Genomic DNA, 12430 nt, shown 5'->3' with positions numbered 1-12430 from the left:
CTTGACCTTACAACCGTCGCAAGGTCTGTACTGGGCCCATGGACCGTGACCAGCTCGTCGACCTGACCCGGCGCGCCTTGAAACTGGCGCGCGACAAGGCGACCGACCTCGCCCCCGCGACCCACCGGGTCGACGCGGCCGACTACACCTCGGTCGACCGACACAACCGGGACAGGGCCCTGCTGCTGGCCAGCCCGCAGCTGGTCGGCTACGTCTCGGAGCTCGCCGGTCCCGGCGCGTACTGCACCAAGACGGTGATGGGGCGATCGGTCCTGCTGACCAGGACGTCCGACGGGTCCGTCAAGGCGTTCGACAACGTCTGCCTGCACCGGCAGTCGCCGGTGGTGACGGGGCGCGGCAGCGCCAAGCGATTCACCTGCCCGTACCACGCGTGGACGTACGACAACACCGGGCGGTTGGTCGGCGTGCCGGGCCGCGAGGGCTTTCCCGACGTGACCGTCAAGTCCGACGGCCTGACCGAGCTTCCGGCCGCCGAGTTCGCCGGATTCCTCTGGGTGGCATTGGATCCCGGCGCGACCCTGGACGTCGCCGCGCACCTGGGGCCGCTGGCCGACGAGCTCGACTCCTGGGGCATCGGGCGCTGGTCCCCGCTGGGCGAGAAGGTGCTCGACTGCCCGATCAACTGGAAGCTGGCGGTCGACACCTTTTCGGAGAACTACCATTTCGCCACCGTGCACCGGCAGACGTTTGCCACGATCGCCCGCAGCAACTGCACGGTCTTCGATGCGTACGGGCCCCATCACCGGTTGATCTTCCCGCTCAACACGATCCTGGAACTGGACGATATGCCCGAGGAGCAATGGAACCCGTTCCACAACATGGTCGTGATCTACGCGCTGTTCCCCAACATCGTGCTGTCGGTGACCATCGCCAACGGCGAGCTGTTCCGGATCTACCCGGGCGACCGACCGGGCAGATCGATCACCGTGCACCAGAACTCGACACCGCTGGACCTGTCCGACGAATCCGTGGCCGCCGGCGCCCAGGCCGTCTTCGACTACGCGCACGCCACGGTGCGCGACGAGGACTACCGGCTGGTCGAGGGATTGCAGGCCAACCTCGAGTCGGGCGCCCGCGATCACCTGCTGTTCGGCCGCAACGAACCGGGGCTGCAGCATCGCCACGCCACCTGGGCCCGGGCGCTCGCCTCGGCTACCGACCAAGCCGCGGTGAGGCTGTAATTTTGCAGAAGAAGTGCGAGTAGGCACCTGCAGATTTACAGGCTCGGCGCCCGGGCCGCCCTAATCGCCCGACGACAGCACGGCGATCAGGTCGTCGAGAATGGTTGCCAGTAGCTCGTTTTCAACGGGCGCCACCCCGCTCAACAGCTCCACCGCCTCGCCGCGACGGCCGGAGGCCACCAAGGGCGCCACCCGATCCACCATCGCCCGCAGCTCCGGGACGGCGGGTTCGGCGCTCGCGACAGTGGTGGCCAGCACCTCGACCAGCTCCCAGTCCCGGTACAGCGCCAACGAGCGCTCGTTGAACGCGAACCCGGTCACGGGTTTGCCCCACAGCGTTCCGTGATAGCGGTACGGCCCTTCCATGTATTCGATCGGCAACCCGTGCGCCGGGGCCGCCACCAGCGGCTCCCCGATGACATCCAGTTGCAGTGTGGCGCAAGTGATCCGGTGCCGATCCGGCATGTAGCGGGCCGCGGCGACCGGCCGCACCAGCGGCCGCACCGCGTTCGGCCACCGGACGTAGCTGCTGATCGTCACCTCGACGTCCTCGGCGCACCGCGGCGGCATGCCCGGGTCGGGATAACTCGTCGTCACGCCGGTAAACGGCTGCAGCGCATTGCCGTTCGCGCGGTCGAACTGCCGCCAGATGCTCACGTCCACGCCGTTATCGAAGTTGATGGTGCGCCATTCGTGGGACCTGGCCCGCGGGTCTCCCCCGGTTCCCCCGCCGCCGGCGTACTTCGGGAACCACTGCCGGTCGACGTGCCCCCCGCTGCCGGAGACCTGCTCGACCACATCGCCCCAGCGCAAGGTCCCGGTCATCGCCATTCCGGTCTGGAAATACGAGTAGGTGTCGCTTTGACCGAAGCAGACGATCTTCCCGTTGTAGGTCGACGCGCCCACCGGTGTCGGTGCGCGCGTTGGCGTTACGGCCAGGTCGAGCCGCATCCGCCGACCCGAGTGGTCCTCGCCCACCACGCTGACACGGTAGGTGTAGGGCAACAGTTTCCCGTCGGCGTCGCGGCACGCCGTCCACGACGCGGTTCCGGCGCCGCTGTGGTAGCTGACGTCGAGATACCCCAGGGCCATGTCCAGCTTGCGCTGCGCGCCCGGCTCCAGGTTGGCCGGCGGCATGTCGTAATCCGTATAGGTGCCGTAATCGCCGGTGTCCAGGTCGAACAGCGCCATGGTGTAGAAGTCCGCGACCACCGTTCCGCCGGGCCGGTTCTTGTTGAAGATGGTCAGGAACGCGAATGACCGGTCCGTCTCGGTGGCGTCGAGCCGACCGGCGATGAACCAGGTGTCCGACTCCTGGTCGGGGTGTTCGCCTTCGGCGGCCGGGAAATCGAGCTGCGGATCGCCGGGCACCAACCGGAATGGGTAACTGCGCCAGTCGCTCTTCATGTCACGCGCTTCCTCGACCCTGCTTTTTTGCTATGTTAGCAGCAATAGCGAAGTAACGGTCGCGTTCTCACCCTGCCCCGAGGTAGTGCCCGATGACGGAAAATTCCTGCCACCGTTCGTATGACGAACTTTTCGTCGGCGGTCACTGGCGCAAACCCGCCAGCCCCCAACACCTGACGGTCATTTCCCCGCACTCCGAGGAGCCCATCGGCCACGCTCAGGCGGCCGGCCCCGAGGACGTCGACGCGGCCGTCGCCGCCGCGCGACGGGCCTTCGACCACGGCCCGTGGCCGCGCATGACCCCCGGGGAGCGGATGGCCAAGCTCGACGAGCTGGCCGCGATCTACTCCGGTCACATCGACGAGATGGCCGACCTGATCACCGCGGAGATGGGATCGCCGCGCAGCTTCAGCAGACTCGGCCAGGCCGCGGGGGCGGCGTCGATGATGCACCTCACCCTGGCGGTCGCGCGGGACTTCCCGTGGGTGGAACGCCGCCGGGGCGTGCTCGGCGACGTGCACCTGCACCGGGCCCCGGTCGGGGTGGTCGGCGCGATAGTGCCGTGGAACGTGCCGCAATTCCTGATCATGCCCAAGCTGATCCCCGCCCTCGTCGCGGGCTGCGCGGTCGTCATCAAGCCGGCACCCGAAACGCCTTTGGACGCTTTGTGGTTGGCCGAGATGATCGAGCGGGTGGGCCTGCCCGAGGGCGTGGTATCGGTGCTGCCCGGCGGGCCCGATGTCGGCGAGGCGCTGGTGCGCCATCCGGGCGTGGACAAGATCGCGTTCACCGGGTCCAGCGCGACCGGGCGCCGGATCGCGGCGCTGTGCGGGGAGCAGCTCAAGCGGGTGAGCCTGGAGCTGGGCGGCAAGTCGGCGGCGATCGTTCTCGACGACGCCGACATCGGCAAGACCGTGGCCGGGCTGAAGACGGCCGGCCTGATGAACAACGGCCAGGCCTGCGTCGCGCAGACCCGCATCCTGGTCAGCGAACGACGCCACGACGAGCTGGTCGACGCCCTGGCGGAGATGATGTCGGGCCTGCGCGTCGGGGATCCCGCCGACGAGGCCACCGACGTCGGACCCCTTGTCGCGCAACGGCAACAGCGCCGGGTGCAGGACTACATCCGGTCCGGGCAGCGGGAAGGCGCGCGCATGATCCTCGGCGGCGAGGACAGCCCGGCCGAGCGCGGCTGGTACGTGCGGCCAACCCTGTTCGCCGACGCCACCAACGAGATGCGCATCGCGCGGGAGGAGATTTTCGGCCCGGTGTTGACCGTCCTGCGCTACCGCGACGAGGACGACGCGATCCGGATCGCCAACGACAGCGACTACGGCCTGGCCGGTTCGGTGTGGACCGCCGACACCGCCCACGGCCTGCGGATCGCCGCCCGGGTGCGCACCGGCACCTACGGCATCAACATGTACATGCTCGACATCAGCAGCCCGTTCGGCGGCTTCAAGCAGTCGGGCCTCGGGCGGGAGTTCGGGCCGGAGGGCCTCGACGAATACGTCGAGCTGCAATCGGTGGTCTGCAACGGGCCGATGCCGCCGCTATGAAAGGTCCGGGCGCCACGAAGGGTCGCGGCCTCGCCGAACCGTCGGCACACCGCCAGATGCAGTTCGCCCGCGCCGGAATCCATCATGCCCGCCGGTCGGGCAGCTGCAGGGTCAGCTCGACCGGACAGCACAGCGCGCCATGCTGATTGGTCACCTGGATCTGGATGTCGACGAGGCGGCGCGGCGGGTCCACCGAGGTGTCCCGCCGCTTGGCCACCGCCCGGCCCCGACCGACCATGGTGTCGCCGGCATACACCGAACCGGCCAGCCGCATGGACCGGCGCACCACGCGGCTGCTCGGGCCCGCCCAATCGGTCGCGACGCGGTCGGCGAACCCGGCGAGGTGCATGGTGTTGACGTAAATCGTTGGGTTGCCCTGGCTTTGGGCGTAGGCAGGATCGAAATGGCCGGGGAAATAGTCCCACGTCGCTCCCGCGTTCTCGACCACTCGCTGATAGCTGATGTGGTCGACCACCTCGGGCAGGTCGACGGGAACGGTGATGTCGTCCCAGTCCAGATCCGCACCGGTCACGACGAACCGCCGGGTGTGAAGCGAAACAACGTGTTTCGGCATGTGGCGACCACGGTTCCGTCCTGCCGGCGATACGTCTCCAGCGTTTCGACGAAATGCCCGGCCCCCAGCCGGGTCCGCTTTTCCGGCGACACCGACACCAGCTCCTCCACGACGCTGAGCAGGTCGCCCTCGACGATGGGCCGCAGGAACTCAACGTCGTTGGCCGCATTGACGAAGGTGGTGCCCGGCAACGGCACCCGCAGCGCCACCGACGCCGCCGGCGGCCTACCCCGCGGCTCCCACGGTGGGGGTATGAGCCAGCCCATCAACAAAGCCGGCGGGGCGAGCAGACCTCCCCATTTCTCCCGGGCGAACTCGCGGTCCCAATACGAACGATTGCCGTCGTGGACCATCGCGGCGAACAATTGAATGCGCGCGCCGCTGACCGGCGTTCGCGCGGTTCGCGGTTCGCTCTTCGCGCCGACCATCCGCAGCGCATCGTCGTAGCTGCCGAAGGCCAGCTGGTAGCTGAGGCCCTGATCCACCTCACCGGTGCCGCTCACATGACGAGCGGGTGCCGGCTGGGCACCGAATCCCATTCGAGCACGCGCGAAGTGAAGAACCAGCCGCCGCGCTCGTAGACCAGCGCGTCCTTGTACGTGCCGGTGGCCCGCAGCGCGGTGTCGCCGAACATGGCGGCGAAAAGCACGACGACACAACGCTGGGTCGCTTGGACGCCGTCGATGTGGATCTCGTGATCGACGGTGACCAGGCGCTGCCCGTTGCCGCCGTCGAACGCCGTGCGCAGATCGGTGAACTGCTCGCTATCGCGGGTGTAGCTGGCGCCGGAATGGCGGAAGGTGGCGATCCAGCGCTCGCGATCGCCATCGGAATAGGCCCGATTGTGCCGGGCGTCCAGATCCAGGATGGCGGCGCGGCCCGTCACGGCTTGGAGGAGCTGCTCTTGCTGATAGGTCAGGGTCATCGTGGCTCTCCAGCCTCTCGGGGAAATGACGGAAAAGAATGGCTCATGTAACACTAACTTAACTTAGCGATTAACGACATAACCGTATTTTTCGCGATCCCAGACGCCCGCTTTTAAACCCCGAGTACGCAACAAATCTTTACGTATCCGCCCTATGACGTTCTTGGGAAGTTCATCGACCGTCTCGACGAATCGCGGCACGCAGAAGTACGGCATGCGAGCGGCGCAGAAGTCGAGCAACTCCGCGCAGTCCAGCGCGGCGCCGGGGCGCAACGTCACGATCAGCAGGATGTCGTCCTCGCCCAGCTCGCTGGGCACCCCGACCGCCGCGGCCTCGGCCACCGCGGGATGGCGCATCACGACGGCTTCGACCTCGACCGAGGAGACGTTCTCGCCGCGCCTGCGCAGCGAATCCTTGATGCGGTCCACGTAGGTCAGGTTGTCGTCGGCGTCGAGCCGGCCCAGATCGCCGGTGCGGAACCACTCCGGGTGCGGGTCCATCCGCGAACCCTGGCCCACATAGCCCTCGCTCATCACGTGTGCGCGCCTGGGCCGGCAGGCGATCTCCCCGACGGTGCCGGCGGGCAGCGGGTCGCCACGCTGGTCGACGATCCGCACGTCGAAGTTGGGGTTCGGCCGTCCCGACGTCCCGGGTACCCCCTCGTCGGCCACGCCCTTGACGGCGATCGGGAAGGCCTCGGTCATCCCGTACATCGTGACGATGCAGCAGCCGTAACGCTTTTCGATGTCGTGGTAGGAATTCGCGTCGATGGGCGCGGCGGAGATGAACCGCAGCGGCAGCTGTGCGTCACGCGGATCCTCGGGCAGATTCCGCAGCATCGACACCATCGCGCCGGCGCCCGCGAAGCCGATGGCGCCGTGGGCCCGGACGTCGTCCCACACCTCGCCGGGATGGAAGGCCTTGGCCAACACGGTCGTTCCACCGACCAGCATGGGGGCCAGCACGCTCGGGGCCGCGCTCAGGTGGAACAGCGGCATCGCCGTCCACAGCACCTCCCCCGCGCGAAAGTCCCAGGCCGACGCGACCGTCGCCGCCACCGAGAACAGGTAATGCCACGTCGTGGCAACCGCTTTCGACGGTCCCGTGGTGCCCGAGGTATAGAACAGCGATCCCACGTCACCCACCCCAACGACAGCGTCGGCCGGCGGGCGGTCGGCACCACCCAGGGCCTCGGCGAGCGAATCACCTTGCACCACAACGTCGGTCACGGTCTCCAACCCGTCGGCGACCTCGTCGACGCGGGGCCGTCGCTCGCCGTCGGTGAGGATCACCTTGGCCCGCGACAGCCGGAGCGTGTGCAGCAAGAAGTCACCCTTGCTCGCGGCGTTCACCGCCGCGCTCACCGCGCCGATGCGCGCCGCGCCCAGCCAGAAGTAGACCCACTCCGGGCAGGTCGCGGTGAACAACGCCACGCCGTCGCCGCGCCCGACGCCGAGGTCGGTCAGCATGTTGGCCGCCGCGCAGGACCGCCGGCGCATCTGCTCGAAGGTCACGTCGACCCCGGCGATCGACATCATCACCCGGTCGGGGTGCTGCTCGGCGCGGCGATCCAGCACGGCCGGCACGGTGAAACGATCGACGCCGAAGTCGGCGGGCCCCGGCATCAGGCCTTCGAGGCCGCCGGGTCGGGTTCACCCTCGGCGGTGTAGCCGAAGTCGGAGGGCGAGGGCTGCGCGCCCGGGTAGAAGCGGTGCGCCCAGCGGCGCAGCGCCGCGTAGTCGTGTGCCTCCTCGGGGGCCAGGTTCGGCTTCTCGAGGTATTTCATGTTCTCCCACGTGAAGAAGTCCTGTTTGATGACCTCTTGCTGCAGCGCAAGGAACTTGGCGGCGCGGCCGGTGGGCACGTCGCCGGCGTCGCCGGGCTCGCGCACGGAGGCCTGGGTGTAGAAGTAGTCGGTGTAGTCCTCGTCGACCGGCGTCTGCCCGGTCACCTGGACGGTGGCCACCAGCTCGCTGGGGAAACGCACGATGCCCAGCCCCAGCGAGTAGTTGTCGTAGACGATCTTGGCGTCGACCGGCCCGTTCGGGGTCAACCAGGTCGACGCGCGGCCGCCGCCGAAATGCGCGTTGACGGTGGCGTGCAGGTGGTAACCGGACACCTCGAACGACGCGGTGGTGGCGGGATTGGCGGCCTTGTGCACGTATTGGACGTGGTAGGGGTCGGCGGCGTTCTCGATGATCATCTGCGGGTGCACCTTGACCCGGTTGAGCATCTGGGTGTGCGGGTGCAGCGGGTAGTACTCCCCCGTTTCCAGCTCGGGCAGCACCGGCGGCTGCCAGTACGGCGCGCGGCCGTGACGCTCGTGCCAGGCCAGGATGAAGCCGTACCACTCCATGCTCGGGTAGGTGCGGATGCGGACGTTGTTCTTGCAGCCGATCTTGCTGTAGGGAATCAGCGCGTTGGTGCCGTCGCCGCGCCAGCGCCAACCGTGCCAGGGGCAGACGATGTTCTCGCCCTCCACGGTGCCGCCGACGCCCAGGTTGGCACCCAGGTGCTGGCAGTAGGCGTCCATCACGTGCACCCGGCCGGATTCGGCGCGGAACAGCACGAGCTCCTCGCCGAAGTAGTGGGCCCGCTTGACCTGACCGGCGGCGAGGTCGGAGGCGAAGGCGACGATGAACCAGCCCGTCGGGAACCGGTAGGTCGACAACGCAATGCCGGACTGTCCGAACTCTCGTTCCGAGGGGTCCATGGCGGAGTCCGAAACCGTGTGCGTCACTGCCTCTCCGTTCCCCGCACAGCCTCGTGGCGGACGGCCGCACCGCTGGTCGCCACGCTGGGCGGACTTCTGTCTATTTTTACTATCTTAGGAATTCAACGTCAACTCGCCCGCCGATCACCTCAGACGAAGTCCGACCCGCCGTCGACGTTCACGGTCGCGCCGGTGACGTACCCGTTGCGCCGAGACACCAGATAGGCGGTGATGGACGCGATTTCCTCGGGCAGCCCGGCTCGGCCAAGGTCGCACGGCTGATGAAAATTGTCGTCGATCCACTTCATCACGTCATGCGGGTTTGCGGCGTCGAGCCCGTCGGCGGCGAGGATATCCCTGAGCGTCTCGGTGAAGCTCGCCGTCACGATGGTGCCCGGACACACGCAATTCACCAGGATGCCGTCCCCGGCCAGGCTTTTCGACAAGTTCTTGGTCACGCTGCTCAGGGCCGCCTTCGATGCGGTGTACGCGACGATGCGGGGGTTCTGCCGCTGGATCGAATGCGCGGACAACGTCACGATGCGAGCCCATTCGGCGGCCCGCAGCATCGGCAACGAGGCGCGGATCGATCGCACCCCCGACATGGTGCCGAGCGCGAACGCCGCGTCCCAGTCCGAGTCGTCCATCTCTTCGAAGTACCCGTCGGCCGGGCCGATCGTGTGGACCAGGCTGTTGAGTTCGCCCCAGCGATCCGCCACCGCCGCGAATCCCGCCGCGATCGATTCGGCATCGGACATGTCGACGCTGATTCCGACGGCGTCGGGCGCGCCCGCCGCTTTCAGGGAGTCCACCGCGGCGTCGAGCGCCGGTTTGCCCCGTGCCATGACGGCGACGCTCGCGCCCTCCGCGGCCAGCGTCTCGGCGATGGCCAGTCCCATCCCCTTGCTGCCTCCGGTGACAACGGCTTTCGAGCCGGCGAAGCCCAAATCCATGGTGTCTCCTCGGTGTTGGCGGTCTCAGCCGTGGCCGACGACGGGCGCGATCAGGTGCTCCGGGGCGCCCAGGCCGCCCAGGCAGAACCGCAGCGCGGCTTCCCTGGCTTTGGCGTGATCGCAGTCCCCGGTGGCCCATTGCCGTTCGACGCATGCCCATATCGCGCCGTGCAACAACTCCGCGTGGGTCAGCGGGTCGGTCTTGGTGAAAATCCCCTGCCGCTGGCCGAGTTCGAGCTGGTCGATGAGCGGCGTCAACATCTCCCGGTATGCCGGGCTCACCACCGCGGGGGCGGCGAACATCTGCGACTGCGCTTCGAGCGACAGGACGCGCAGGTCGGACCGAACGGTCTCGTCGAAGGCGAGATCGAGCCGGCCGTCGATCCAGGCCGCCACCGCCGCAACCGGGTTCGACGCCGCCGCCATCTTGCGGCGCAATCGCCGCATCTCGACGCGCGCCATCTCCAGGAACACCGCTTGTACGAGTTGGTCTTTCGAGTCGAAATGTCGATAAAAGGCGCGTGTGCCCAGCTTTGCGCGGGCCAGGACGTCGGCCACCGTCAGCGCGTGTACGCCGCGTTCGCGAATGATCTTTGACGCCGCGGAGAACAACGCGCCTCGCGTGCCGGCGTCCGGGCGCAGCCTCTCGCGTCCTCGCCGTGCCGCAACCGAACTCGCGGTCGTCGAAGCGGCCTCCGGCTCAACCCGTGGCATCGTACGTCGCAAGGTAGTCGGCGAAGTGTTCGCGGACGCGCTCGGGCGTCAGCCCGTAGTCGAGCAGTTCATACTCGTGGGCCCCGCGTGCTCCCGGCGTGTGGCGGCCGGCCCACCGCCGCACGGACCGGTGCGTGTCGTCGGTGAAGCTCAGGCCGAGTTGATCGTAACCCTTCTGCAGCGTGTTCACCGGGTCGGTCTGCAACTCGGCGAAAGAGACGTCGGCGAAGCGGTTGTCGCCGAACCGCTTCCGAAAGTCCATCGCCCTGCGAACGCCTTCCGCCCAGCACCGAAGTTGCTCGTCGCCGAGCTCTTCGGGATCGTCGCGGTCGCTGCTCCAGCTGCGGACATACCGGATGAGGCTGCACACCGACCCCATCACGTTCGCCGGATCGCGGTGGCTCCACATGAATTTCGCTTCCGGGTAGGCGGCGACGAGCGCGTCGAGCGAGAACATGTGCACCGGCGTCTTGAGGTGCCACAAGTTGGGCGGACAGCGCCATTGGAGGAGCTTGAGCACTCGCCGGTGATACGTGTATGTCTCACGCATGTCGCAGGCCAGGACCCAGTCCAGGTACCGCGGAACGCGCACGACCCCGTCGAAATGCACCGTACGGAAGCTCATTCCCATGAGGTCCTGGCACTCGGTCGCCGCGGTGGCTTCGGAGTTGTACAGGGTTTTCATCCGCGGGAACATGTCGTTCAACATGTCCAGACCCGCCTGGGCCTGTGCGATGCGAGAGTCGTCGTGTTGAGTGGCCGCCTCGGGCGGCGGCGTCGGGGCCTGCGACTCCCACATCCGCAGCGAGCGGAACTGGGGATCGGCCCCCACCAGTTGGCTGAGAGCCGTTGTCCCCGTGCGCGGTAGACCGATGATGAAGACCGGTCCCTCAACCACCCCGTCGTCGATCTCCGGGTGTCGCCGGTAGGCGTCTTCGATCTTCAGGCGTTGGATGAGGGCGTTGCTGATGGTCGCGTGCTGGATCACCTCCCCGACCTCGCTCAGGCCGGCCTCGGCGTTCAGCGCCTCGACGATGCGTTCGAGGCCCTCGCGGTAGTAGTGCGAGCCGAAGTCGTCGAGGCCGGTGGCCGCGCGCGCGCCCGCCTCGAGTTCGTCGGCCGAGAAACTCACCGCGCGAACCTCGCGTGCACGGCCCGGCGGCGCGCCGCAATGATTGCCGCCCGTTCCGCGGCCGTGACCGTCTTGGTTTCTTTCGGCAGCGCCGATGCGACGTCGTCGAACTTCACCACGCGCGTGCTCGGCGTTGGGGCGGTGTCGGTGCGCACGCAGCGCAGGATCATCGCACCGTTGCTGTATCCGGCGGTGTCGAGCCAATTCGCCACGCCGGGGTCGCGCGGGCACACGACGGCGCGAACAAGCCCATCGGGGTCGACGACGGCTTGATGAGCGTTCAGGCTGGATTGGTGGCGGCCGTAATGGATTGTCTCCCACCATGGATTGCCCAGCGAGTAGCTCCAGTAGACGCCGTTGGGCGGCTTCACCTCGAGGATCAACGCCTCGTCCGGCTGGAGTTCCCAGCGTCCGATGACGGGCCGGTTTTCGGCCGCGCCGCCCACCGAGGAGAGGTTCATCGGGGCCAGGAACCCGTTGGCGGTCGGCGTGCCACCCCAGTCGTGGAAGAACTTCAGGTTGGCGTACACGAACTCGCCCAGCGCCACCAGTTGCCGCGAGATCGCCGCGTCCCGGTCGATCGTGCGGCGTTCGCGCTCTGAGCCGCCGCCGATCCGTTCGATCCGCAACGACGAAGGAACCTCGGTGTCCCAGTCGTAGAAGAAGTGGCGGACAACCAAAGTGGGGTTGTCGCCGTCGATCCGCATCCAGTTTCCCGCGCACTCATCCGCGGAGATGATCACTTCGAAGTTGCCCTCGGGATCCACCTCGAGCTCGTCGACCAGGACGTTGGCGGTCGCGACGATCCCATCCATCGTCTGCAGCCCGACGTAGCGGGCGGTGCCCCGGTTGCCGAATAGCCGATAGGTCTCGCCGCCCCGCATCATCGCGCGGGTATAGATCGCGTCGGGACAATCCATACCCCAGGTCAGGACGTCGTCGGTGGAAGTCCGTGAGATGGCCAGGATCGGATCCGGATCGAATCGCAGCGCCTCGTCGATGCCGATTGCGGCCAGCACCAACAGATGTCGCAGACCGGAAGCGAGGTCAAGCCCGTTATGCGCGAAGGGGCTGGCCGTCACCAGTTCCGCCGCCGCCGCCAACCGGCCGAGCAGGTGCGCCCATCCCCGCGCCGGATCGAGGTCGTCGGCGTCAGCGGCCTCCGACAACGACGCCTCGGCGATGGAAAACGGCAACCACGCCGCGGGATTCGCCGTCCGGCCGCTCATCTGTCCAGCTCACTCATCGAC

The 12430-nt window shown here is 67.7% G+C and carries 12 protein-coding genes; 2 read left to right on the top strand and 10 right to left on the bottom strand.

The genetic code is table 11. From position 1 onward, the window contains the following. Positions 1 to 38 precede the first annotated feature (38 nt). Positions 39 to 1202, top strand: a complete 1164-nt coding sequence (locus G6N25_RS17245; protein ID WP_083071954.1) for an aromatic ring-hydroxylating oxygenase subunit alpha — start codon at positions 39 to 41, stop codon at positions 1200 to 1202. A gap of 60 nt (positions 1203 to 1262) precedes the next feature. On the opposite strand, the gene G6N25_RS17240 is transcribed toward G6N25_RS17245, so the two are convergent. Continuing rightward, positions 1263 to 2609: a secreted hydrolase gene (locus G6N25_RS17240; protein ID WP_083071953.1), complete on the bottom strand. Its 1347-nt coding sequence runs from the start codon at positions 2607 to 2609 to the stop codon at positions 1263 to 1265. 92 nt (positions 2610 to 2701) lie between these two features. Here G6N25_RS17240 and G6N25_RS17235 point away from each other — a divergent pair, with 92 nt between their 5' ends. Further along, positions 2702 to 4168 carry an aldehyde dehydrogenase gene (locus tag G6N25_RS17235; RefSeq protein WP_083071952.1) on the top strand — a complete coding sequence of 489 codons (1467 nt, stop codon included), beginning with the start codon at positions 2702 to 2704 and terminating at the stop codon, positions 4166 to 4168. Positions 4169 to 4250: 82 nt separating this feature from the next. Here G6N25_RS17235 and G6N25_RS17230 read toward each other — a convergent pair whose 3' ends face one another. From G6N25_RS17230 to G6N25_RS17190, 9 genes are all read right to left on the bottom strand, one after another. After that, a complete protein-coding gene (locus G6N25_RS17230) occupies positions 4251 to 4700 on the bottom strand; it encodes a MaoC family dehydratase (protein WP_083071951.1) in 450 nt (149 codons plus the stop codon). Further along, complete coding sequence (locus G6N25_RS17225) at positions 4697 to 5170, bottom strand: FAS1-like dehydratase domain-containing protein (RefSeq protein WP_232065962.1); 474 nt, start codon at positions 5168 to 5170, stop codon at positions 4697 to 4699. The genes G6N25_RS17230 and G6N25_RS17225 overlap by 4 nt, the downstream gene beginning before the upstream one ends. A gap of 71 nt (positions 5171 to 5241) precedes the next feature. Then, a complete protein-coding gene (locus G6N25_RS17220) occupies positions 5242 to 5667 on the bottom strand; it encodes a nuclear transport factor 2 family protein (RefSeq protein ID WP_083071950.1) in 426 nt (141 codons plus the stop codon). A gap of 63 nt (positions 5668 to 5730) precedes the next feature. Beyond that, positions 5731 to 7293: an AMP-binding protein gene (locus tag G6N25_RS17215; RefSeq protein ID WP_083071949.1), complete on the bottom strand. Its 1563-nt coding sequence runs from the start codon at positions 7291 to 7293 to the stop codon at positions 5731 to 5733. Then, a complete protein-coding gene (locus G6N25_RS17210; protein WP_083071948.1) occupies positions 7293 to 8381 on the bottom strand; it encodes an aromatic ring-hydroxylating oxygenase subunit alpha in 1089 nt (362 codons plus the stop codon). Before G6N25_RS17210 ends, G6N25_RS17215 begins: the two co-directional genes overlap by 1 nt. A 149-nt stretch (positions 8382 to 8530) precedes the next feature. Further along, positions 8531 to 9334: an SDR family NAD(P)-dependent oxidoreductase gene (locus G6N25_RS17205; RefSeq protein ID WP_083071947.1), complete on the bottom strand. Its 804-nt coding sequence runs from the start codon at positions 9332 to 9334 to the stop codon at positions 8531 to 8533. Positions 9335 to 9358: 24 nt separating this feature from the next. Beyond that, the gene (locus G6N25_RS17200) at positions 9359 to 10048 is read right to left on the bottom strand and encodes a TetR/AcrR family transcriptional regulator (RefSeq protein ID WP_083071946.1); all 690 of its coding nucleotides are present in this window, start codon (positions 10046 to 10048) and stop codon (positions 9359 to 9361) included. Then, on the bottom strand, positions 10035 to 11180 hold the full coding sequence (locus G6N25_RS17195; RefSeq protein ID WP_083071945.1) for a sulfotransferase family protein: 1146 nt from the start codon (positions 11178 to 11180) through the stop codon (positions 10035 to 10037). The genes G6N25_RS17200 and G6N25_RS17195 overlap by 14 nt, the downstream gene beginning before the upstream one ends. Continuing rightward, the gene (locus G6N25_RS17190) at positions 11177 to 12409 is read right to left on the bottom strand and encodes a hypothetical protein (protein ID WP_083071944.1); all 1233 of its coding nucleotides are present in this window, start codon (positions 12407 to 12409) and stop codon (positions 11177 to 11179) included. The genes G6N25_RS17195 and G6N25_RS17190 overlap by 4 nt, the downstream gene beginning before the upstream one ends. Between the last annotated feature and the right edge of the window lie 21 nt (positions 12410 to 12430).

This window comes from Mycobacterium heidelbergense (assembly GCF_010730745.1).
GTDB lineage: Bacteria > Actinomycetota > Actinomycetes > Mycobacteriales > Mycobacteriaceae > Mycobacterium > Mycobacterium heidelbergense.
The sequence above is the reverse complement of the archived record's forward strand: the minus strand, read 5'-3'. Positions and strand labels throughout refer to the sequence as shown.